The sequence below is a fragment of the Streptomyces sp. 35G-GA-8 genome (assembly GCF_023534745.1).
Lineage (GTDB): Bacteria > Actinomycetota > Actinomycetes > Streptomycetales > Streptomycetaceae > Streptomyces.
The window spans coordinates 136,551-158,250 of the sequence record NZ_JAMHJQ010000018.1; the positions used below are offsets into that span (position 1 = coordinate 136,551).

Here is a 21,700-nt window from a genome sequence, read left to right on the forward strand (position 1 = left end):
TACTGGACGTACTGGGGTGACCCGACAACGCGGCGAGCGTGCGTGCCGGACGCCGCCGGGCAGGCGGGACTTTGAAGACACGACCTAGCTCTGTCCGATCGGTGGGGGCTGGGGGGGATGTCTGTGGCGGACAGTGTCGCGGAGGCGCTGGCGCGGATCGAACGGCTCGATCCCGCGCTGTGCGCCTTTATCGAGGTGTGGGACGCGGAGGCCAGGGAACGGGCGCGGACGGTGGACCGCCGGCTGCCGCTCGCCGGCGTGCCGTTCGCGGTGAAGGGGCCGTCCGGCATCCGGTCGTACGCGGCGGGGCGGCTGATCGCGGCGGGCGCGGTGCCGGTCGGGTCGACCGCGGTACCGGGGCCGGGCACGTACTGGCAGACCTGGGGGCAGGGCAGGCACGGCCGTACGGTCAACCCCTACCGCGCGGACCGTACCCCCGGCGGGTCCTCCGCCGGGTCGGCGGTGGCGGTCGCGGCGGGCATGGTGCCGCTCGCGACCGGCAGCGACGGCGCCGGCTCCGTCCGGATCCCGGCGGCCTGGTGCGGGGTGTTCGGGCTGAAGACGACAAACGGGCTGCTGCCGTCCCCGGACCGCACCGGGCTGGCCTCGGCGGGTCTGCTGGCGCGGTCGGCGGCGGAGGCGCGGGCGTATCTGCGGTGCCTGCTCGGCGGTGCCGAGGAGCCGCCACCGGCGTTCCCCGTGCCCGCCGTCTTCTCCCCCGACCTGGGGTACGCGCGGCCGGACCCGGAGGTGGCGGCGGTGGTACGGGCGGCGGTGGACCGGCTGGTGGCGGCGGGCGTCATACGACTTGAGCCGACACGACGGCCGTTCACGCTGCTGGATCCGCGCGAGGCCTGGATGGCGATACGGAGCGACAGGGGAGACGGGAGCGGCAGGGCGCGTACGGCGGCGCACGCGTACGGCGCGCCCCCGCCGGATGCGCGGGTGTCGGACATCCGGGCGGAGAACAACCGGCGGCTCGACGCGTTCTTCGCCCGTACCCCGCTGCTGCTCACCCCCGTCACCCCCAACAGGCCACATGGCCACGAAGGGCCGGGCGAGCTGTACTCCACCGCGCTGACCTGGGCGTTCAATCTGAGCGGGCATCCGGCGGCCAGCATTCCGGCCGGTTTCACGGCGGACGGATGTCCGGTGGGACTGCAACTGGTGGCGGCGCGCGGCGCGGACGCCTCGCTCCCCGAAATCGCCCTGGCCGCCCCGGACCCGGACCCGGGCCCTGCTCCCGCGCCGCCTACGTCAGCGCCTCCCGGCGCTCCCGCCACGCCGTAGGGACCGAGCCCGTTCCGGTGCGGGCCGCGACGATGCCCGCCGTGATCGCGCAGGTCGTGTCGACATCGCCGAAGCCCTCCGCCGTCGACCAGAGCGCGGCGGCCAGATCGTCGCGGTGGCGGGCCGCGGTCCATACCGCGAACGGCACGGTGTCGTCGGCGCGGATCCGCTGGCCGTTGCCGAGCAGATCCGCTGCCTTCCAGGGCTCGGTGGTGAGGGGCAGCTCCGCCGCCCGCGACAGGCCGTCCCGTACCGGACCCTCGGGTGTGGCCTCCGCCACCGCCGCCACGGAGAGTTCGGACCGTACCGACAGCGCCGCCGCCATCGCGATCGCCACCGCGCCCGCGATGCCCTGCGGGTGCGCGTGGGTCACCTCGGCCGAGAGCACGGCCTGTTCGACCACGCGGTCGAGGTCGGCCGCGAACCAGGCGCCCAGCGGCGCCACCCGCATCGCCGCGCCGTTGCCCAGGCTGCCGCCCTCGAACAGCCGGGGGGCCAGGGTGCGCCAGCTCGCCGGCTCCGCCAGCAGGGCCGGCAGCAGCATGTGCATACCGTGCCCGTAGCCCCGCGCCGGATCGGCGTCGTACGTGAGCGCGAAGCAGAGGGCGAGCCGGTCCTGGTCGATGGCGCCTCGTTCGTCGAGGACGCGCTGTATGGCGAGAGCCATCGCGGTGTCGTCCGTCCAGTGCCACTCCAGTTCCGGTGGGGTGATCCTGGCCTTGATCTCCGCGTACGCGCGCTGACGTTCGCGGAAGAGGGGGAACCAGCGTTCGCCGAAGGCGTCGCCCAGGGCGAGCCCTTCGAGACTGCGGCGGGCGGCCGCGCGGTCGGCACCGGGGTGTGGGGCGGTCATACGCGCCATCGTGCCGTGCGGCACGGTGTTACGCGGCTGGTTTTCGCGTATATCAGGGGCGTTGACCGGACTGCCGACGGACTCACCCGCTGGTAGACGCGGAGTCAACAAGTCACGCACAAGGGATTGACGTCCTTGTTGACGAGCGGTCTCATAAGGGTGACCGGCGGTAACCCGACCCGATGTCCGGCCTGTCGACGGGATCCGCCGCGTCACACAGCCCGCAAACCAGCCATGAGGTGCGCTCAGCCATGACGACCGTGTCCGAACGCGACGTACAGCTGCTCCGCGACGCACTCGGCCCGCTCCGGGACCGCGAACAGGTCGCCGAGCGGCTGCTCGAATCCTCCGCCAGGCACTCCTTCGACCCCGACAAGGAACTCGACTGGGACGCACCGGTCGAGGACGGCAAGTGGTTCTGGCCGCCGGAGCTGGTCTCGCTCTACGACACCCCGCTCTGGCGGACGATGTCCGAGGGACAGCGGATGGAGCTGGCCAGGCACGAGGCCGCCTCGCTGGCCTCGCTCGGTATCTGGTTCGAGATCATCCTGATGCAGCTGCTGGTCCGGCACATCTACGACAAGCCCGTGACCAGCAACCACGTCCGCTACGCCCTCACCGAGATCGCGGACGAGTGCCGGCACTCGATGATGTTCGCGCGGCTGATCGGCAAGGGCGGGAGCCCGGGATATCCCGTGCCGCGCTACTACCACAATCTCGCGCGCATCCTGAAGACCGTCTCCACCACCCCCGGTTCGTTCGCCGCCACCCTCCTCGGCGAGGAGATCCTCGACTGGATGCAGCGGCTGACCTTCCCGGACGAGCGGGTCCAGCCCCTCGTGCGCGGGGTGACCCGTATCCATGTCATCGAGGAGGCGCGCCATGTCCGGTACGCCCGCGAGGAGTTGCGCCGCCAGATGGTGACCGCGCCGCGCTGGGAGCGGGAGTTCACCCGGCTCAGCTGTGGTCAGGCCGCCCGGGTCTTCTCGGTGTGCTTCATCAATCCGCGGGTGTACGAGAACGTCGGCCTCGACCGGCGGCAGGCCGTCGCGCAGGTGCGGGAGAGCGGCCACCGCCGGGAGGTGATGCAGTCGGGTGCCAGGCGGCTCACCGACTTCCTGGACGACATCGGTGTACTGCGCGGGCCGGGGCGCAGGCTCTGGAAGTCCTCCGGCCTCCTCGCCTGACCGGCACCCCGGCCGCCGTCCGGCGGTTACGCTGCGGACATGACCGCGCCCGCAACGCCCGCGTACCGAAGGCTCAGTGTCGAGGAGCGCCGTACGCAACTCCTCGACGCGGCCCTCCGCCTCTTCGCCCACCGGGCGCCCGAGGATGTCTCGCTCGACGATGTCGCCGCGGCTGCCGGGGTCTCCCGGCCGCTCGTCTACCGCTACTTCAGCGGCGGCAAGCAGCAGTTGTACGAGGACGCGCTGCGCTCCGCCGCCGACGAGCTGGAACTGTGCTTCACCGAGCCCCCGGTGGGGCCGACGACCGAGCGGCTCGGGCGGGTCCTCGACCGCTATCTCGCCTTCGTCGACCAGCACGACGCCGGGTTCAGCGCGCTGCTGCGGGGCGGCAGCGTCTGTGAGACGTCCCGGACGACCGCGATCGTCGACGAGGTACGGCGTGCCGCGGCCGAACAGATCCTGCTGCACCTCCGGACGGATGGAACGGACGGGACCGGCGAAGCGGGTGCCCCGGCCACCCCCGGCGGGCGCCTGCGGATGCTGGTGCGCACCTGGATCGCCGCCGTCGAATCCGCCTCGCTGATATGGCTGGACGAGGGGAAGCGCCCGCCCGCCGACGAGCTGCGCGACTGGCTGGTCGACCATCTGATCGCGCTGCTGGTGGTCACGGCCGCCACCGACGAGGAGACCGCCGCGGCGGCCGGCGCGCTCGTGGCGTACGAACACCCGGACGGCCCCGTGGGAACGCTGGCCCGCCGGGTGCTGCCCCTGGTGAACGCGGCGGCGCACCTCCCGTAGGCGAGACTGGGGGCGTGAGAAGCGAAGACACCCTCTTTGTCGGCGGGCCGCTGGACGGGCGCGTACTGCCCGTACTGACCGGACCGACCGGGCAGCCGCCCAAGTGGTACGAGGTCCCGGTGCCGGACGCGGACGGCGGACCGCCCACCGTCCTCACCTACCGGCGTGCCCCGGCCGGCTACACCAAGCGGCTCGGGATCCAGCGCGGCTGGAAGTACGAGTACGTGGCCGAGGGCCGCGAGCGGCGGGCGCTGAAGTGGCCCTGGTCGAAGCCCGGCGACGGTACCGAGCGGGGCGACCGTCCCTCACAGGGATGATGCTTTTCCGCCACTGAGCCTATTAATGCACTCTTCACAATCCATATCACCTCATCATCGCGATCATCACCTAGGGCTGGACCACCCGTCCCCTAACCGGAGGTGATGACGTGTCAGGCAAATTGTTGCGGTCCGTCGGTACGGCGGCGCTGGCCACCGCGACAGTCTTCGCGGCGGTGCCGATCGCGTCGGCGTCGCCGATTCCCTCTCCCGCCCCCGCCCCCTCGGCCTCCCCCTCGGCCTCAGCCTCCGCCGGGCTCGGCGATGTCACCGATGACGCCCCGCCCCACACGGTCGCGGAGATGCTGACCCGGCTCCAACAGCTCTACCGCGAGGCCGAGAAGGCCACCGAGGAGTACAACGCCACCGCCGCCGAGCTGACCCGGCAGCGCGCCGAGACCAAGAGGCTGGACTCCGAACTCGTCCGGGCCCGCGCCGCGCTGGCCCTCAGCCGTGTCAACGCCGGCCGGCTGGCCCGCGAGCAGTACGAGGGGCAGAGCGGTCTCTCCGGCTATCTGCGGCTATTGCTCGCCCGCGACCCGCAGAGCGCGCTGGACGAGACGTATCTGCTGGCGCGCGCGGCGCGCGGCAGAGCGGAGACGCTGAACCGGCTGACGGGCGGCGAGCAGCGCGCCCGCGCCCTCGCCACGGCGTCCCGCGAAGCCCTCGACCGACAGCAGGCGCTCGCCACGAAGCAGAAGAGACAGCGTGACATGGTCAGATCCCGGCTCCTGGAGGTCGAGAAGCTGCTCGCCTCCCTCAGCCGCGCTCAGATCACCGCACTGAACGATCTCGAACGGGCCATTACGGACAAGGCCCAACGGGAACTGCTCGCCTCCGGCGCCCTCGGTGACGACGCGACGCGCGGCGCGGGCGGACCCCAGGGCGCGGCCGGTCCGGCCGGCACAGCGGTCCGTAAGGCACCCTCACGGGCGGGTCAGGCGGCCCTGGAGTACGCCGTCGAGCAGATCGGCAAGCCGTACGAGTGGGGCGCCGAGGGGCCCGATTCGTTCGACTGCTCCGGGTTGACCTCGCGGGCCTGGGCGCGCGCCGGCCTCACCATCCCCCGTACCAGCCAGGAGCAGTGGAGCGAACTCCCCAAGGTCTCGCTGCGCGAGCTGCGCCCCGGCGATCTGGTGGTCTACTTCCCGGGTGCCACGCATGTGGCGATCTATCTGGGCGACGGGATGGTGATCCAGGCGCCGCGCCCCGGGACCAATGTCAAGGTCTCCCCCATCGCGGCCAATCCCCTGCTCGGCGCGGTCCGTCCGGACCCGGAGGCCGGGGCGCTCGACCCGGCGGCCTACGAGCCGCCCCCACTGCCCCCGGGCGCCCTGGACGGCTCGGACGCCGGTTATGGCGAGGAAGCCGCACCGGAGGTCTGAACCGGCCCAGGGCCTGGAGTCCGGGGGACGGAGGGCGGGAGGGCCGGGCGTCAGGCGGCGCCCGCCGCCTCCTTCAGAAACGCGTTCGCCTTCTCCGGCTCGTAGAAGAAGTTCTCGAAGTCCGCCGGGTCGTTGAAGCCGTTCGCGAACCGGTCGGCGACCGGCCGCAGCTGGCCCGCCGCGCCGATCAGGTTGAGGACATGCTCCGGCGGGACACCGAGCATCGCGTTCGTCCACTTGGTGACATGCCGGGCGGTGTCCCAGTAGCGGTCGAACGCCGACCGCATCCACGCCTCGTCGAACGGCTGGTCGCCATGGCTCACTATCGAGTCCAGATAGGAGGCGGCGCACTTGGCCGCCGAATTGGAACCCTGGCCGGTGATCGGGTCGTTGGCGACGACGACATCGGCGACGCCGAGCACGAGACCGCCGCCCGGCAGCCGCCCGATCGGTTTGCGCACGGTCGGCGCGTACCGCCCGGACAGGGTGCCGTTGGCGTCCGTCAGCTCGACCTTCGTGGCGCGCGCGTACTCCCAGGGCGTGAAGCGCTCCATCAGCTCCAACGTCAGCGAGAGATGCTCGGCGGGGTCCTTGATGCCCTGGAAGACATCGAGCGGGCCACCGGGAACGCCCTCCCAGAAGAGGATGTCCGCGCGGCCCGAGGTGGTGAGGGTGGGCATCACGAACAGCTCGCCGACGCCCGGCACCAGATTGCAGCGGACCGCGTCGAACTCCGGGTGCTCGGGGCGCGGCCCCAGACCGTGGACATACGAGACGGCGAGCGCGCGCTGCGGCGCGTCGTACGGGGAGCGCGAGGCGTCCCGGCCGAACATCGAGACCAGCTCGCCCTTGCCCGCGGAGACCAGCACCAGGTCGTACGTACGGGAGAAGAAGTCCAGGTCGGAGACTGCCGCGCCATGGATCACCAGTTGGCCGCCGCGCTGCGCGAAGGTCTCCATCCAGCCGGCCATCTTGACCCGCTGGTCGACGGACTGGGCGTAGCCGTCCAGGGTGCCGACCCAGTCCACGGCCCGGGTGGAGTCGGGGGCGGCGACGGAGACGCCGAGCCCCTCGATCCTCGGTGCCTGGGACTCCCAGAAGCCCAGCTGGAGATCGCGCTCGTGCTGGAGCGCGGTGTGGAACATGCACTGCGTGGACATGACCCGGCCGGACCGGATCTCGTCCGCCGTGCGGTTGGACATCAGGGTGATCTCGTACCCCCGCGACTGAAGTCCGAGGGCGAGCTGGAGCCCGGACTGGCCTGCTCCGACGATGAGTATCTTCCGCATGGCGGGTTCTCCGTTTGCGCGCGTAGCGACGACTGACGTGGCCTCAAGTGGCTGATAACTGACGTCGGCTCAGGCTACCGGCCATGTCCTCTCCGGCCGGACCGGGCTACTCCGGAGAGGTTTCCAGCGCATGCCGCACCAGCGCGAGCAGTGACTCGACCGCCGTGATCCGTTTGCGAGCGTCCATGATCAGTACAGGCACGCCCGACGGAATCGTCAAGGCCTCACGCACATCGTCCGGCTCGAACGCCGGTGTTCCCTCGAAGTGGTTGACGGCGACGACATACGGCAGTCCACAGCTCTCGAAGTAGTCGAGCGCCGGGAAGCAGTCGGGCAGCCGTCGGGTATCGGCCAGCACGACGGCGCCGATCGCACCGCGCACGAGGTCGTCCCACATGAACCAGAAGCGCTTCTGGCCCGGGGTACCGAAGAGATACAGGACCAGGTCGTCATCGAGGGTGATACGCCCGTAGTCCATCGCCACGGTCGTGGTGACCTTGTCGGGCGTCGCGCTGAGATCGTCGACCTCGGCGCTGGCCTGGGTCATCAGCGCTTCGGTCTGGAGCGGCGGAATCTCCGAGACCGCCCCGACGAAGGTCGTCTTGCCGACCCCGAAACCGCCCGCGACCACGATCTTGGTGGCGATCGGCGCGCGTGTGCGGTCCAGTTGCCAGGGCCGCAGATCCTCTTCACGTTCGGGCTCGACCTCAGGTGCGGGCCCGACGCCGGTCGGCGATGAGCCGGCGACGCCGAACGCGGCGATGACGTCAGAGGCGGCGGAGTCCACTCAGCACCCTTTCCAGCAGTGCGTGGTCGGGCTGGCCGGTGTCGTGCCCGGTCCCGTACACACGGATCTTTCCCTGGTCGGCGAGGTCGCTGAGCAGCACCCTCACCACCCCCAGCGGCATCTTGAGCAGCGCCGACACCTCGGCGACGGTACGCATGCGCCGGCACAGCTCGACGATGGCCAGCATCTCCGGCATGACGCGTGCCGCGCCCCCGCCGTCCGTCAGTTCCTTGCGCTCGTCGGCCGCTTCGAGGGCGGCGACGAAGGTCTCGACCAGCAGGACATGGCCGAATCGGGTCCGTCCCCCGGTGAGCGAGTACGGACGGACCCGCGCGGGCCTGCGGTCGGCGCCGCGCACGGGCAGCCTCCGGGCCGGATCGGCGGACGGCGTCATGTGGCGCTCTCCATCGATTTACGCAGCTCCTCGCGGAGCTCGGGCGTCAGTACATGTCCGGCCCGGCCCACGAAGAGCGCCATGTGGTAGGCCACCACGCTCATGTCGCAGTCGGGGGTGGCGTGCACCCCGAGCAGCGAGCCGTCGCTGATCGCCATGACGAAGACGCTGCCCTCCTCCATGGCGACCATGGTCTGTTTGACCCCGCCGCCGTCCATCAGCTTCGCCGCTCCGACGGTGAGGCTGCCGATGCCCGAGACGATGGTGGCCAGATCGGCGCTGGAGCCGCGGGGGCCCTCCCTGCGCACGGGGGTGGCCGCCTCGGTGTTCAGCCCCGGGTCGGAGGAGAGCAACAGGAGTCCGTCGGACGAGACGACGGCGACCGAGTGCACCCCTGGCACCTCCTCGACGAGGTTGCTCAACAGCCAGTGCAGGTTGCGGGCTTCGCTGCTCAGTCCGAATGTGCCGGTCGCAGTCAACTGCGTGCCTCCTCGACTGTCTCCCCCGTGTCTCCGGTATGTACCTCGGTCCGTGCCGCGGAGCCCCTGGGCTCCGCGTGCTCAGCCCGGTCAGACTGCTCCGACCTCTCGGTCAGTTCGGCCTCGACGTCGCGCCGGCCTTCCTTGGCCCCCTTGTGGAAGCCGCCGAGTCTGCGGCGCAGCGCTTCGGCGTCCACACTGCCGGTACGCCCGGTGGGCGCGGCGGCAGGCTTGACGATTCTCGGGGTGCGCTTGGGCAGCCCCTTGTCGGTGATGCGTTCCGGTCCTGCCGCGTCGGTCGTCGCGGCAGGATCCGCCTCGGCGGAGCCGGGCTGCCGGGGCAGCCGCATCGCGAAAGTGTCCTGGTCGGGGCCGATGGTCAGCGGCTCACCGTCATGGACACGCTCATGGGAGTCGGGGCCGATGGCGTACGGGCCGACGGCCGTGTCCGGGTCCGGGGTGGTCGTCCCGTACGCGGCCAGGGCGCCGGTGTCGGCCGCACGTTCCCGCTCGGCCGTCCGATCCCGCTCGGCCGGGCTCGCTCCGTGGGCCTCTTCGGCCTCGGCCCGGCGGATCGCCGCCTCGGCGGCGACCACCAGCGGGTCGACTTCCGGGGCCGGGGCTTCGGCGGGAGCGGCGGGCGCGGCGGGCCGCGCCGGGCTCCCGGCGTCCGCCGGCGGTCTGGCCGGCTCGGAGCGGCCGGGAAGGGCATTGGAGTTGGCCTCCGCAGTCGAGCCCGGCAGATTGAGCGCGGGGGCGGCGCCCGCCGCCCGTGCCCGGTGCGGCGAGGCGGCCGGAGACGCCGGCAGCAGCGCCTGCGGCAGTACGACGACCGCGGCCACGCCGCCCTGCTGGTGCTCGCGCAGCTCGACCCGTACGCCATGACGCGCCGCGAGCAGCCCGGCGACGCGCAGCCCGAGTCCCTCGCCCTCCGGGTCGCTCACGAACGGCTTGCGCGGAGTGTCGTCGAGCCCCTCGGGGCCTTGCGGCTCGGCGAGCCGCGCGTTGAGCGCGGTCAGCCGGTCCGCGGACATGCCGATGCCCTGGTCCTGTACGGAGAGCATCACCTCGCCGGTCTCCAGCAGCCAGCCGGAGAGCTGGACCTCCGCGTCCGGCGGCGAGAAGGAGGTGGCGTTCTCCAGCAGCTCGGCGACGAGATGGCTGAGATCGTCCGCGGCGAACCCGGCCACCTGCGCGTGCGGCGGCAGGGACTGGATCGTGATCCGCTCGTACCGCTCGATCTCGCTGACGGCCGCGCGCAGGACGTCCACGAGCGGTACGGGCCCGGTCGAGCCGTGGCCGTGTTCATGGCCGGCGAGCACGAGCAGATTCTCGCTGTGCCTGCGCATGACGGTGGCCATGTGGTCGAGCTTGAAGAGGGTGGCCAGCTGCTCGGGGTCCTGCTCGCGCTCCTCCAGGGCCTCGATCACCCCGAGCTGGCGCTCCACGAGGCCGAGGTTGCGCAGCGAGAGGTTGACGAAGGTGTGGTGCACGGTGTGGCGCAGCCGCTGGAGCTGGGCGGTGAGTTCGGTCGTACGCTCCTGGAGTTCGGCGCGCTGGGCGACGATCTTCTCGCGCGCGCCGATCAGACCGAGCCGTTCCCTGTCCAGCTCCCCGGCGCGGGTGGAGAGGTCGAGCAGCTTGCTGTGCAGGCTGTTGAGGGACCGTACGACCTGCGCGAACTCGTCGTTGCGGCCGGTGAACCTGACCGGGTCCTCGGTCTCCGGCGCCGCCGAGAGGCGGGCCGCTCCGATCCGTACGACCGCGAGCGGCCGGGTGAGCGTACGGGCGACGGCGGTGGAGACCCCGACAGCGATCAGCAGACAGCCGCCGAGCAGCGCGATCCGCAGTTCGAGGCCGGTGACGGCGTCGTCGCGCAGGCCCTCCAGCCGCTCCAGCTGGCTGGTGCCGAGGCCCGACTCGACGCCGCGCATCTGGTCGATCCTGGCGGAGAGCGCGGATTCGACCTTCTCCTGGTCGGCCTCGCGGTCGGAGTCGGAGAGCTGGGGCCGGTCGGTGAGCCGGGTCAGATACCCCTCGGCGGTCTTGATCTCGGGCCCGGTGACGGTGCCGGTGAGCGATTCGCGCGCCTCGGTGTCCGCGCTCTGGTCGAAGTCGGCGAGCGCGCCGAGTTCGCGTACGTGCGCCTTCTGCGCGTCGGCGCTGAGGTCGTCGCGGAGCTGGTCGTTCTTCTTGCTGTCCGCGTCGGTCCCGGACTCGACCGGGAGGCCCGTGATCGGGTCGTACTGCGGCGCGGTGTCGGTGGGGCCCGGCACGGCGAGCGCGGCCAGCAGCAGTCCCCGGGTGGCGGAGGCCTGCTCGACGGCGCGGGAGAGCGCGCCGGGGGCGCGGGTGCCGTCGGCGGCCTCGGCCGGGGTCCGCTCGGCCAGCTCGTCGGCGAGTGCCTGGAGCTTGGCGATGACCTCGGAGTACGCGCGGTAGGCCTCCAGCGCGGAGCCTTCGCCGGTGAGGGCGGTGCGGCGGATGGAGGGGACGGTGGAGAGGTCGCGCAGCAGGCCGGGAGAGGCCGACGCGGTGGCCCGCATCTCGTCGATCTGCCGGTCGACCCGGGTGCTGCGGGTGTCCGAGATCGTGTGCTTGTCCTTGTCGCCCTTGCCGCCGGAGCCGTCGGGCTGCTCGGCGCGGCCGGCGGCGATATAGACGATGACCTCGTCGCGCTCGTCCGCGAGGGAGTGGCTGAGGATCACGGCCTGCCGGTTCAATTCGGCGAGGACGACCAGGTTCTGGGCATCGTTCAGCTCGGTGGAGGCGGTGAGTACGGCGGGGGTGCCTGCCGCGATGACGGTGACCCCCAGGACCGCGACACCGGCTACCAGCCGGTTGCGTACCCGCACTCGGCGTCCTTCCTGAGCCTTGCCGGTATCGGTCGTGACACTCCCGGCCGTGGCGTTCGCGCCCGGCGTCCTGTCGGCCTTCTTCTTGCCGCCCTTGGTGTTCCCGGCCTTGTTCTTCCCGGCTTTCGTGGCCGAAGTGACCGAACTGGTCCCGGGCGTGGTGACCGAGGTGGCCTCGTCCCGCCCGACACCGTTACCCCGAGGCCGCTTCTTCTGCACCGGTGCTCGCATTCTTGACTCGTCCGCCCATGAAGCAGAGGTGACGACCGGTCACTACGTGAGAACCCCCACCCCTGGCACGGCTGTCGACCATTCCAGCGCCCTTGGGAGGAAGGCGCGCATCGGCCGCTCCGCCACCTGAACGAGTGAACAGCAAGAAGGAGTTGACGAACAACTCTTCCCACTGGAGACCCGTCGTGAACATGGCGTGCCGGGTGGACCTTACGCGCGGGCTTTGGCAGGATGCGCGCCCGCAGCTTCCCCGACCCCCTCAATCCGGCCTCCTTCGGGCCTCCGTCCGGCTTCGTCCGGGACTCATTCTGACCGAATGAGAGCGGTTGACCTGGCAGAACGGACCGATCGGCACGACGTGCAGACACCGTGAAGAGTTCATGCGGATAGCCTGGAAAGTCATGCACACTGGTGCGCATGCGTATCGAACTCGCCACCACGCCCGGCGCCGCCGTACGGCCCAATGAGGACTGGACTTCCGTGGTCCTGCCCGCCGAGGGCGAGGGCGGCGTACTGGTCGTGCTGGACGGGGTGACGCCCCCGACCGGGGACGACGGATGTGTGCACGGCGTGCCCTGGTTCACCGCCAGACTGGGCGGCGCGCTCGCCGAACTGTCCGGTTCACGACGGGATATGCCACTGGCAGAGATCCTCGCGGCGTCGATCGCGCGTACGGCGGACGCGCACCGTCAAACCTGTGACCTTTCTCACGTGCGTACGCCACAGGCGACCGTCGTCCTCGCGCGTTGGGGTTCGGACACCGTCGAACATCTGGTGCTCTCCGACTCGACGCTGCTGCTGGAGTCGCCCGACGGCGCGGTGCGCGCGGTGCTCGACGACCGGCTGGACCGCGTCCCGCGCGAGGCGCTGCGCTCGGTGGTCACGGCGGACGCGCTGCGCAACGCGGAGGGCGGCTTCTTCACCGCGGCGGCGGATCCGGCGGTCGCGGAGAAGGCGGTGACGGGCCGTACGCCGGCTTCGGAGGTACGCGCCCTGCTGGCGCTGACCGATGGCGCGGCCCGCTGGGTGGAGGTCTTCCGGGAAGGCGGCTGGGCGGACTGTCTGGCGCTGGTGCGCAAGAACGGCGCGCAGGAGCTGATCGACCGGGTGAGGGCGTCGGAGTCGGCGGACCCGGACGGGGTGGTGTTCCGGCGGGGGAAGGCGAGCGATGACGCGACGGTGACGTACGTGGAGCTCTAGCCGCCGCTGTAGCTGTCGCTGTCGGGGGCTGCCCGTCGGGTGGCGGGCGCCCCCCTGGTCAGCTCTCGGCGCGGGCGTTCAGATGGTGGAGCAGCCTCGCCAGTTCGGCGATCTCGGAGCGGTCCCAGTCGGCCAGCTTCTGTACGTACCGCTCGCGGCGCGCGTCGCGCACCCGCCGGAAACGGGCACGGCCCTCATCGGTGATCCGGACGAGCGAGGCGCGTCCGTCGGCCGGATCGGGCTCGCGCGTCACCAGTCCCAGTTCCTCCAGGGCGCGCAGCTGACGGCTTATCGTCGCCTTGCCGACCCCGAAATAGGCGGCGAGTTCGGTGGCCCGCTGGCAGCTGTTCTCGTCCAGCCGTACGAGCAGTCCATAGGCGGCGGGCTCCAGCTCGGGATGGACCTCCCGTGCCATTTCTCCGGAGCTGGCCCGAGCACGGCGCAGAAACACCGCCAGTTCCCGTTCCAGCGCGAGGAATTCGTGGTCCACACCACTGCCTCCGGCGAGTCCGGGATCTTCCGCCGTATCATTTCCGTGCACGTCAGCACCCATCGCGCGCTTTTCCGCCCCTGAAAGTTTCTTTCGCCGACGACCGTTGCCGCAGCTCCGTCAGTATTTCGCAGGTTTATACCAACGGAAGCAGCGTGGCGCTCTTCCTTCATCAGGCTCTACGTGCGTAGCGTCAATGCTGGCATGTCCATTGCACTACATGTCGACGTGTCCGACCCGTCATGAGATCCCCCCACCGAGGTCTTCGGAGGCACGCAATGCCCGTGCACAGATCCGGAACGACCGGCCGTTCGTTCGCCGCCGCGGCCGGCGCTCTCCTCGCAAGTCTCGCGCTCCTGCTCACCCTCCCGGGTGCGGCGGGCGCCACCACCACCCCGGCCGACCCACCGGCCGGCAGCACCCCCGTACGCGGCTCGGCCCACATGGGCATGGGCGTCATCGAGCACGACGGCCAGGGTCCGCTGCCCCGCGCGGACCGCGTCGTCCAGACAGAAGGCGTGGACGTCTCCGGCCATCAGGGGAACGTCGACTGGGCGTCCCTGTGGAACAGCGGCGTCAAGTGGGCCTACGTCAAGGCCACCGAGGGGAACTACTACAAGAACCCCTACTTCACACAGCAGTACAACGGCTCGTACAACATCGGCATGATCCGGGGCGCGTACCACTTCGGCACGCCGAACGACTCCAGCGGCGCCAACCAGGCCAACTACTTCGTGGACGGCGGGGGCGGCTGGTCGCGCGACGGCAAGACCCTGCCCGGCGTGCTGGACATCGAGTGGAACCCGTACGGCGAGCAGTGCTACGGCAAGACGCCGGCCCAGATGGTCGCCTGGATCCGTGACTTCCTGACCACGTACAAGGCCCGGACCAGCCGCGACGCGGTGATCTACACGGCCACGAGCTGGTGGAAGACCTGCACCGGCAACTACGCGGGCTTCGGCTCCACAAACCCGCTGTGGATCGCCCGCTACAACACCACGGTCGGCGAGCTGCCGGCGGGCTGGGGCTTCCAGACGATCTGGCAGTACACCTCGACGGGCCCGATCGTCGGTGACCACAACAGGTTCAACGGCGCCCTGGACCGCGTCCAGGCCCTGGCGAACGGCTGACCGCACCGCCTCGCGACACCACGCGGTCCCGACCGGAACGGAGGGCCGGTCGGGACCGCGCTGTCATGGGCTCGTTGTCATCAGGAGCCGTCCGCGAAGGCGCGTGCGCGGCTGTCCGCGCAGGTGCCCGCGCGGGTGCCCGCGTCACGCCGCCGCTGAGACCAGGACCTCCGCCGGGGCCAGCGCGATGTCCAGGACCTGGCGGACATCCGTCACCGGGTGGACCTCCAGCTTGTCGAGGATCTCGGCCGGGACATCGTCCAGGTCCGGTTCGTTGCGCTTCGGGATCACGACCGTCGTGATACCCGCGCGGTGCGCCGCCAGCAGCTTCTGCTTCAGGCCGCCGATGGGCAGGACACGTCCGGTCAGCGAGACCTCACCGGTCATGGCGACGTCCGTGCGGACCAGCCGCCCGCTGAGCAGCGAGGCCAGGGCCGTCGTCATCGTGATGCCCGCGCTCGGGCCGTCCTTCGGCACCGCGCCCGCCGGGAAGTGGATGTGTACGCCCCGGTCCTTCAGATCCGCCACCGGCAGCTCCAGTTCGGCGCCGCGCGAGCGGAGGAAGGAGAGCGCGATCTGTGCCGACTCCTTCATCACGTCACCGAGCTGTCCGGTCAGGGTCAGCCCTGAGCCGCCCGTCTCCGGGTCGGCCAGCGACGCCTCGACGTACAGGACGTCACCACCCGCGCCCGTGACCGCGAGACCCGTGGCCACGCCTGGCACCGCCGTGCGGCGCTCGGCCGGGTCCTGGGCGGACTCGGGTACGTGGTGCGGCCGGCCGATCAGCTTGCGCAGATGCCCGGCGCCGAGGGTGAACGGCAGCTCCCGCTCGCCCAGTTCGTGCTCGGCCGCGACCTTGCGGAGCAGCCGCGCTATGGCACGTTCCAGGTTTCGTACGCCGGCCTCACGGGTGTACTCGCCCGCCAGCTTGCGCAGCGCGTCCTCCTCCAGCGTGACCTCGCCGGGCTCCAGGCCCGCGCGCTCCAGCTGCCTGGGCAGCAGGTGGTCCTTGGCGATGACGACCTTCTCGTCCTCCGTGTAGCCGTCGAGCCTGACCAGCTCCATACGGTCGAGCAGCGCCTCCGGGATCGCTTCCAGGACGTTCGCCGTGGCGAGGAACACCACGTCGGACAGGTCGAGTTCGACCTCCAGGTAGTGGTCGCGGAAGGTGTGGTTCTGCGCCGGGTCCAGGACTTCGAGCAGCGCCGCGGCCGGGTCGCCGCGGAAGTCGGAGCCGACCTTGTCGATCTCGTCGAGCAGGACGACCGGGTTCATCGAACCGGCCTCCTTGATGGCCCGGACGATACGGCCCGGCAGCGCGCCGACGTACGTACGCCGGTGGCCGCGGATCTCCGCCTCGTCCCGTACGCCGCCCAGCGCGACCCGGACGAACTTCCGGCCCATGGCGTGCGCGACGCTCTCGCCGAGCGAGGTCTTTCCGACGCCCGGAGGGCCGACGAGGGCCAGTACGGCGCCGCCGCGACGGCCGCCGACGACTCCGAGACCGCGGTCCGCGCGCCGCTTGCGCACGGCCAGGTACTCGGTGATGCGTTCCTTCACGTCCTCCAGGCCGGAGTGCTCGGCGTCGAGCACGGCCTGGGCGCCCCTGATGTCGTACTCGTCCTCCGTGCGCTCGTTCCAGGGCAGTTCGAGGACGGTGTCCAGCCAGGTGCGGATCCAGGAGCCCTCGGGGCTCTGGTCGGACGAGCGCTCCAGCTTGTCGACCTCCTTCAGCGCGGCTTCCCGCACCTTCTCGGGGAGATCGGCGTTCTCGACACGGGTCCGGTAGTCGGCGGACTCGTCGTCGTCGCCCTCGCCGTTGATCTCGCGCAGCTCCTTGCGCACGGCGTCGAGCTGGCGCCGGAGCAGGAACTCGCGCTGCTGCTTGTCGACGCCTTCCTGGACGTCCTTCGCGATGGACTCCGCGACGTCCTGTTCGGCGAGGTGTTCGCGCAGCTGCTCGGTGGCGAGCTTGAGCCGGGCCACCGGATCGGCGGTCTCCAGCAGCGCCACCTTCTGCGCGGTGGTCAGGAACGGTGAGTAACCGGAATTGTCGGCGAGCGTGGACACGTCATCGATCTGCTGGACGCGGTCCACCACCTGCCAGGCGCCGCGCTTCTTGAGCCAGTCGGTGGCGAGCGCCTTGTATTCCTTGATCAGTTCGGTCACGGATCCCGGAAGCGGATCGGGCGCCGTCTCGTCGACGGCGATGCCCTCGATCCAGAGGGCCGCGCCGGGTCCGGTCGTACTGGCGCCGACGCGCACCCGGCCCCGGCCGCGGATCAGTGCGCCGGGGTCTCCGTCGGAGAGCCGGCCGACCTGCTCGACGGTGCCCAGCACACCGGTCCCGGCGTATGTCCCGTCGATGCGCGGTACCAGCAGCACCTTGGGCTTGCCGCCGCCGTCGCCCCCATCACGGGCAGCCGCCTGCGCGGCCTCCACCGCGGCGCGGACTTCGGCGTCGGACAGGTCCAGAGGCACCACCATGCCGGGCAGGACGACCTCGTCGTCGAGCGGCAGCACGGGAAGCGTGAGCGGTGTGGACGTGTCGGCCATGATCTCCCCTTCGGCAGTCAAGTTGAGCTGTACCGACTCAATGCTTATGAGCCCCGGTATGTTCCCCCGGCTTCGTTCGCTCTGAGCGATCACCGGTCTCGGGGCTCTGACCTGCACCGATGCTTCGGCCGCCGCCGAACGGTCCGCGTCTTAGCGTCGATGTATGAACAACTCGACGGACACCCTGACGGATTCCCCGACCGACGATTGCCTGACCGGCCCCCTGGCCGCTCCCGGGACGGACCATGTGGTCATCGAACCCAGCGTTCTCTACTTCGGGACCCCCGTCGTCCTGCTCACCACCGAGAACGACGACGGCTCGGTCAATCTCGCCCCGATCTCCTCGGCCTGGGCGCTCGGGCAGGTGGTGGTGCTGGGGCTCGGTGCCGACGGGCAGACCGCGCACAATCTCAGCGCCGGTTCCGGGCCCCGTCGCGAGCTGGTGATCAGCCTGCCCGCTCCGGACCAGTGGCCCGCCGTGGAACGGCTGGCTCCGCTCACCGGACGCGATCCCGTCCCGGCGAGCAAGCCGCGCGGGTGCCGCTTCGAACCGGACAAGTTCACCGCGTCCGGCCTCACCCCGGCGCCCTCCCAGCTGGTCGGGCCGCCACGCGTCGCCGAGTGCCCGCTCCAACTGGAGGCGTACGCCGACCGGGTCCGGCCCGACGTCTCGGGCGGCTTCCTGATCGTCGAGGCGGTCGTACGGAAGGTGCACGCGGCCCCGGACATCGTCGTGCCGGGCACCGATCACATCGATCCGGGCGCATGGAGTCCGCTCATCTACAACTTCCGCCACTACTTCGGCCTCGGCCCGGAACGCGGCCACACCTACCGGAGCGAAACGGCGGGGGCGACGGCGTCCGCGCGGCGATGACCCTGGCCGGGACCCGTTCGTATGTATGGGTGCGGGTGTATGGGTGCGGGGGAAACGGATTGTCCTGTTCCAGCCCCTGCGAGCAGGATGTCGGGCGGTACCAGCCACCCGACGGAGAGGCCCGGCATGTCCGCACCCGCACCCGATTTCGCGACCGCGTCCGACCTCGGTCCCGTCACGCTCGACCGGCGGGACGGACCCCACGGCGAGATCGTGCTGCGCCGACGCGGTGAACGGCTGGAAATCATCGCCAACGGATGCTTCCTGATGGACACCTCGGACGGCCGCTCCGAGCGGCTGCTCATCGATGCCGCCCTGGCCGCGCTCCCCGAGGAGCGGCACCGGCCGGACGTGCTGGTCGGTGGCCTGGGGGTGGGATTCTCGCTCGCGCACGCCGCCGCCGAGCCCCGCTGGGGCCGGATCGTGGTGGTCGAGCGGGAGCGGGCCGTCATCGACTGGCACCGGGACGGGCCGCTGCGGCGGATCTCCGGCGCGGCGCTGGCCGATCCGCGCGCTGTGATCCTGCACACCGATCTTGTGGAGTACCTGCGGACGACCACGGACCGTTACGACGCCCTCTGCCTGGACATCGACAACGGCCCCGAGTGGACCGTCACCGAGGACAACGAAAGCCTGTATTCGCCGGACGGACTGGCCGCCTGCCGTGCGCGGCTGAATCCGGGCGGTGTCCTCGCCGTATGGTCGGCGAATCCCTCCCCCGCCTTTGCCGAAGCGTTGGGGAATGCCGGATTCAGCGGGGTAAGGGCGGAAGAGATCCAAGTTGCCCGAGGCGTACCCGACGTGGTCCATCTCGCCGTTCGCACTGCGTAGCCGGGAGGCTCCCGCTGCCTCTACGCTGCTCCACACACACCGATCTACATCTACATGCAGATCGCGGATCAAGGATCGCGGAACGCGTACCAGGGGCGGGGCGATGGAGCAGACACACACCAGCCACAACGGAGTCGCGGCGACGCCCGGCGCCCAGCGCCGGGTGCTGGTGGTCGAGGACGACGCGACGATCGTCGACGCCATCGCCGCACGGCTGCGGGCCGAGGGTTTTCTGGTGCAGACGGCGCTGGACGGACCGGCGGCCGTGGACGCGGCCGAGGCCTGGCAGCCGGACCTGATGGTCCTCGACGTCATGCTGCCGGGCTTCGACGGCCTGGAGGTCTGCCGTCGCGTCCAGGCGCAGCGGCCGGTCCCGGTGCTGATGCTGACGGCGCGCGACGACGAGACCGACATGCTGGTCGGCCTCGGGGTCGGTGCCGACGACTACATGACCAAGCCGTTCTCGATGCGGGAACTGGCCGCGCGGGTGCATGTGCTGCTGCGCCGGGTGGAGCGGGCGGCGCTCGCCGCGGTGACCCCGCGCAGCGGCATCCTGCGGCTGGGCGAGCTGGAGATCGACCACGCGCAGCGCCGGGTGCGGGTGCGCGGTGACGATGTCCATCTGACGCCCACCGAGTTCGATCTGCTGGTCTGTCTGGCGAACACGCCGCGCGCGGTGCTCTCCCGGGAGCAGCTGCTCGCCGAGGTGTGGGACTGGGCGGACGCGTCGGGGACCCGTACGGTCGACAGCCATATCAAGGCGCTGCGGCGGAAGATCGGCGCCGAGCGGATCCGTACCGTCCATGGCGTCGGCTACGCGCTGGAGACCCCCGCTCCATGACCCCGCCGGGTGAGGGCCACGCCGCCGACGGGGACAGAGCCGCGGCCGGCCGCGGCGACGGACCGGGCGCTCCGTCGTCCACCACCGCCTCCCCCCGGAAGCCCGGGAGGCCCCGGAAGCCCGGGAGGCCCGGGAGCGGCGCGGGCCGCTACACCCGTCGCGTCCAACGCCCGCCCGCCCTGGAATTCCGCCCCGCCCCCCGCGGCCTCGACGGCTCCGGGCTGCGGCCCTTCTCCATCAAGGCCAAGCTCGGCACCCTCGTCGTCATCTCCGTCTTCATCACCACCGGGCTGTTGATGGTGGCCCTGCGCACGGAGACCGAGCTGCGTTTCATCACGGTCTTCTCGATGATCGCCACGCTGCTCATCACCCAGTTCGTGGCGCACGGTCTGACCGCGCCGCTCGATGAGATGAACACGGTCGCGAAGGGCATCTCGCACGGCGACTACACCCGTCGGGTCAGTGGCGCGGACCGCCGGGACGAGCTGGGCGACCTCGCCTCCACGATCAATCGCATGGCCGACGACCTGGAGGCCGAGGACCGGCACCGCAAGGAGCTGATCGCCAATGTCTCGCACGAGCTGCGCACGCCCATCGCGGCCCTGCGCGCCGTGCTGGAGAACGTCGTGGACGGGGTCTCGCCCGCCGACCCCGAGACCATGCTCACGGCCCTGCGGCAGACCGAGCGGCTGGGCCGGCTGACGGAGACGCTGCTCGATCTGTCCCGGTTGGACAACGGGGTTGTACCGCTTCGGTCACAGCGCTTCGAGGTCTGGCCGTATCTCTCCGGGGTGCTCAAGGAGGCCAATCTGGCCTCGTCCCGGCGCGGGCCGATCTCCGGTTCCGGCCATCACACCCGTACGGACGTACATCTCCACCTGGACGTCTCACCGCCCGAACTGACCGCGCACGCGGACGCGGAGCGGCTGCACCAGGTCGTCGCCAACCTCATCGACAACGCGGTCAAGCACAGCCCCCCGCACGGCCGGGTCACCGTACGGGCCCGGCGCGGACCCGGCCCCGAGTCACTGGACCTGGAGGTGCAGGACGAGGGGCCCGGGATCCCTGAGCAGGAGCGGCACCGCGTCTTCGAACGGTTCAACCGCGGCAGCGCGCAGTACCCGCACGGCCCTGGCAGCGACGGCGGTACGGGCCTGGGTCTGGCGATCGCCCGCTGGGCCGTGGAGCTGCACGGCGGGCGGATAGGGGTGGCCGAATCCGTCCGTGGATGCCTGATACGGGTCACTCTGCCGGGAACACCGCGACCCCGTCATTGACGTAGAGTTCGAAGCGAAAGCGCACGATCTCCGGACACGGAGTCGGGGACGGGCGAGCAACCAGCCGTGTACCGGCCGTACCGGAGCGTCACGCGTTCCCGGCACAGCCGAAACCTGGCTTGTTTCCCGCCAATTCTTACGCTGAAACTCGCCGTCCGATGTGACTTGCACGACGATGGCACACCTGGCCTGCACCTCCTGGCCTGGTAGGCGTAGCCTTGATTCCCGCTGTCCATCACCTTGTGAAGCGGAAGAGGGCGGTTCACGCCGTGTCGTCTCAGTCCCCCAGTAACGCGAGCATCTCGACCGACGAAGACGGGCAGGGCAAGCACCCTGCCGCGGCCTTCGGTGCCAATGAGTGGCTTGTCGACGAGATCTACCAGCAGTACCTCCAGGATCCGAATTCGGTCGACCGTGCCTGGTGGGACTTCTTCGCCGACTACAAGCCGGGCACCCCCGGTACGGCGGACACGTCCGGCAAGGCCGACGAGGCCACGGCGACCGCAGCCGCGGGGGCTGCGGTGCCCACGCCCCAGGCGACCGCCCCTGCTCCCGCCGCACCGGCCGCGCCCGCCGCCCCGGCCGCGGCCCCCGTCGCGCCGGCCAAGCCCGCTGTCGCCGCCCCGGCGCCCGCGC

At 71.0% G+C, this 21,700-nt stretch carries 20 protein-coding genes; 12 read left to right on the plus strand and 8 right to left on the minus strand.

Annotated elements, in window-relative coordinates; all coding sequences use genetic code 11:
• Nucleotides 1–117: 117 nt before the first annotated feature.
• Nucleotides 118–1,290, plus strand: a complete 1,173-nt coding sequence (locus M1203_RS33060; RefSeq protein ID WP_249953525.1) for an amidase — start codon at nucleotides 118–120, stop codon at nucleotides 1,288–1,290.
• Here the strand turns inward: M1203_RS33060 and M1203_RS33065 are convergent.
• Nucleotides 1,253–2,152 carry an ADP-ribosylglycohydrolase family protein gene (locus M1203_RS33065; protein WP_374404587.1) on the minus strand — a complete coding sequence of 300 codons (900 nt, stop codon included), beginning with the start codon at nucleotides 2,150–2,152 and terminating at the stop codon, nucleotides 1,253–1,255. The two genes, M1203_RS33060 and M1203_RS33065, sit on opposite strands and share 38 nt — an antisense overlap.
• 242 nt (nucleotides 2,153–2,394) lie before the next feature.
• Here M1203_RS33065 and M1203_RS33070 point away from each other — a divergent pair, with 242 nt between their 5' ends.
• From M1203_RS33070 to M1203_RS33085, 4 genes are all read left to right on the plus strand, one after another.
• Nucleotides 2,395–3,330 carry a diiron oxygenase gene (locus tag M1203_RS33070; RefSeq protein WP_249953527.1) on the plus strand — a complete coding sequence of 312 codons (936 nt, stop codon included), beginning with the start codon at nucleotides 2,395–2,397 and terminating at the stop codon, nucleotides 3,328–3,330.
• Nucleotides 3,331–3,369: 39 nt separating this feature from the next.
• Nucleotides 3,370–4,128: a TetR/AcrR family transcriptional regulator gene (locus tag M1203_RS33075; RefSeq protein ID WP_249953528.1), complete on the plus strand. Its 759-nt coding sequence runs from the start codon at nucleotides 3,370–3,372 to the stop codon at nucleotides 4,126–4,128.
• A gap of 14 nt (nucleotides 4,129–4,142) precedes the next feature.
• Nucleotides 4,143–4,445: a hypothetical protein gene (locus tag M1203_RS33080; RefSeq protein WP_249953529.1), complete on the plus strand. Its 303-nt coding sequence runs from the start codon at nucleotides 4,143–4,145 to the stop codon at nucleotides 4,443–4,445.
• A gap of 110 nt (nucleotides 4,446–4,555) precedes the next feature.
• Nucleotides 4,556–5,830, plus strand: coding sequence for a C40 family peptidase (locus tag M1203_RS33085; protein ID WP_249953530.1), 1,275 nt, complete (start codon nucleotides 4,556–4,558; stop codon nucleotides 5,828–5,830).
• A gap of 50 nt (nucleotides 5,831–5,880) precedes the next feature.
• On the opposite strand, the gene M1203_RS33090 is transcribed toward M1203_RS33085, so the two are convergent.
• From M1203_RS33090 to M1203_RS33110, 5 genes are all read right to left on the minus strand, one after another.
• A complete protein-coding gene (locus M1203_RS33090) occupies nucleotides 5,881–7,119 on the minus strand; it encodes a styrene monooxygenase/indole monooxygenase family protein (RefSeq protein WP_249953531.1) in 1,239 nt (412 codons plus the stop codon).
• A 106-nt stretch (nucleotides 7,120–7,225) separates the two neighbouring features.
• On the minus strand, nucleotides 7,226–7,882 hold the full coding sequence (locus M1203_RS33095; protein ID WP_374404600.1) for an ATP/GTP-binding protein: 657 nt from the start codon (nucleotides 7,880–7,882) through the stop codon (nucleotides 7,226–7,228).
• Nucleotides 7,883–7,886: 4 nt separating this feature from the next.
• A complete protein-coding gene (locus M1203_RS33100; protein WP_249953532.1) occupies nucleotides 7,887–8,300 on the minus strand; it encodes a DUF742 domain-containing protein in 414 nt (137 codons plus the stop codon).
• Nucleotides 8,297–8,779, minus strand: coding sequence for a roadblock/LC7 domain-containing protein (locus M1203_RS33105; RefSeq protein WP_249953533.1), 483 nt, complete (start codon nucleotides 8,777–8,779; stop codon nucleotides 8,297–8,299). Before M1203_RS33105 ends, M1203_RS33100 begins: the two co-directional genes overlap by 4 nt.
• Entirely contained in the window at nucleotides 8,776–11,865 is a 3,090-nt protein-coding gene (locus M1203_RS33110; protein ID WP_249953534.1) for a nitrate- and nitrite sensing domain-containing protein, read from the minus strand. Before M1203_RS33110 ends, M1203_RS33105 begins: the two co-directional genes overlap by 4 nt.
• A 417-nt stretch (nucleotides 11,866–12,282) precedes the next feature.
• On the opposite strand from M1203_RS33110, the gene M1203_RS33115 reads away from it, so the two are divergent.
• Complete coding sequence (locus M1203_RS33115; protein ID WP_249953535.1) at nucleotides 12,283–13,065, plus strand: protein phosphatase 2C domain-containing protein; 783 nt, start codon at nucleotides 12,283–12,285, stop codon at nucleotides 13,063–13,065.
• A gap of 58 nt (nucleotides 13,066–13,123) precedes the next feature.
• Here M1203_RS33115 and M1203_RS33120 read toward each other — a convergent pair whose 3' ends face one another.
• Complete coding sequence (locus M1203_RS33120; protein ID WP_283959283.1) at nucleotides 13,124–13,618, minus strand: MarR family transcriptional regulator; 495 nt, start codon at nucleotides 13,616–13,618, stop codon at nucleotides 13,124–13,126.
• 215 nt (nucleotides 13,619–13,833) lie between these two features.
• Between M1203_RS33120 and M1203_RS33125 the strand changes: the two genes are divergently transcribed.
• The gene (locus tag M1203_RS33125) at nucleotides 13,834–14,685 is read left to right on the plus strand and encodes a lysozyme (protein WP_249953537.1); all 852 of its coding nucleotides are present in this window, start codon (nucleotides 13,834–13,836) and stop codon (nucleotides 14,683–14,685) included.
• Between the two features lie 144 nt (nucleotides 14,686–14,829).
• Here the strand turns inward: M1203_RS33125 and lon are convergent, their stop codons facing one another.
• Nucleotides 14,830–17,241: an endopeptidase La gene (lon, locus tag M1203_RS33130; protein ID WP_249953538.1), complete on the minus strand. Its 2,412-nt coding sequence runs from the start codon at nucleotides 17,239–17,241 to the stop codon at nucleotides 14,830–14,832.
• A gap of 163 nt (nucleotides 17,242–17,404) precedes the next feature.
• Here lon and M1203_RS33135 point away from each other — a divergent pair, with 163 nt between their 5' ends.
• The 5 genes from M1203_RS33135 to M1203_RS33155 all read left to right on the plus strand — a co-directional run.
• Nucleotides 17,405–18,115: a flavin reductase family protein gene (locus M1203_RS33135; RefSeq protein ID WP_249953539.1), complete on the plus strand. Its 711-nt coding sequence runs from the start codon at nucleotides 17,405–17,407 to the stop codon at nucleotides 18,113–18,115.
• Between the two features lie 126 nt (nucleotides 18,116–18,241).
• Entirely contained in the window at nucleotides 18,242–18,946 is a 705-nt protein-coding gene (locus tag M1203_RS33140; protein ID WP_249953540.1) for a spermidine synthase, read from the plus strand.
• A 103-nt stretch (nucleotides 18,947–19,049) separates the two neighbouring features.
• On the plus strand, nucleotides 19,050–19,787 hold the full coding sequence (locus M1203_RS33145) for a response regulator transcription factor (protein ID WP_030355662.1): 738 nt from the start codon (nucleotides 19,050–19,052) through the stop codon (nucleotides 19,785–19,787).
• 221 nt (nucleotides 19,788–20,008) lie between these two features.
• On the plus strand, nucleotides 20,009–21,064 hold the full coding sequence (locus tag M1203_RS33150; protein ID WP_249953552.1) for a HAMP domain-containing sensor histidine kinase: 1,056 nt from the start codon (nucleotides 20,009–20,011) through the stop codon (nucleotides 21,062–21,064).
• Nucleotides 21,065–21,333: 269 nt separating this feature from the next.
• Nucleotides 21,334–21,700, plus strand: a 367-nt coding sequence (locus tag M1203_RS33155; protein WP_249953541.1) for a hypothetical protein, incomplete at its 3' end; no start/stop codon positions are given.

Bases quoted from the DNA above. Each gene is read 5' to 3' on its own strand.
- M1203_RS33060 (WP_249953525.1), top strand. From the start codon at position 118: ATGTCTGTGGCGGACAGTGTCGCGGAGGCGCTGGCGCGGATCGAACGG.
- M1203_RS33065 (WP_374404587.1), bottom strand. From the start codon at position 2,152: ATGGCGCGTATGACCGCCCCACACCCCGGTGCCGACCGCGCGGCCGCC.
- M1203_RS33070 (WP_249953527.1), top strand. From the start codon at position 2,395: ATGACGACCGTGTCCGAACGCGACGTACAGCTGCTCCGCGACGCACTC.
- M1203_RS33075 (WP_249953528.1), top strand. From the start codon at position 3,370: ATGACCGCGCCCGCAACGCCCGCGTACCGAAGGCTCAGTGTCGAGGAG.
- M1203_RS33090 (WP_249953531.1), bottom strand. From the start codon at position 7,119: ATGCGGAAGATACTCATCGTCGGAGCAGGCCAGTCCGGGCTCCAGCTC.
- M1203_RS33100 (WP_249953532.1), bottom strand. From the start codon at position 8,300: ATGACGCCGTCCGCCGATCCGGCCCGGAGGCTGCCCGTGCGCGGCGCC.
- M1203_RS33110 (WP_249953534.1), bottom strand. From the start codon at position 11,865: ATGCGAGCACCGGTGCAGAAGAAGCGGCCTCGGGGTAACGGTGTCGGG.
- M1203_RS33115 (WP_249953535.1), top strand. From the start codon at position 12,283: ATGCGTATCGAACTCGCCACCACGCCCGGCGCCGCCGTACGGCCCAAT.
- M1203_RS33120 (WP_283959283.1), bottom strand. From the start codon at position 13,618: ATGGGTGCTGACGTGCACGGAAATGATACGGCGGAAGATCCCGGACTC.
- M1203_RS33125 (WP_249953537.1), top strand. From the start codon at position 13,834: ATGCCCGTGCACAGATCCGGAACGACCGGCCGTTCGTTCGCCGCCGCG.
- lon (WP_249953538.1), bottom strand. From the start codon at position 17,241: ATGGCCGACACGTCCACACCGCTCACGCTTCCCGTGCTGCCGCTCGAC.
- M1203_RS33135 (WP_249953539.1), top strand. From the start codon at position 17,405: ATGAACAACTCGACGGACACCCTGACGGATTCCCCGACCGACGATTGC.
- M1203_RS33140 (WP_249953540.1), top strand. From the start codon at position 18,242: ATGTCCGCACCCGCACCCGATTTCGCGACCGCGTCCGACCTCGGTCCC.
- M1203_RS33145 (WP_030355662.1), top strand. From the start codon at position 19,050: ATGGAGCAGACACACACCAGCCACAACGGAGTCGCGGCGACGCCCGGC.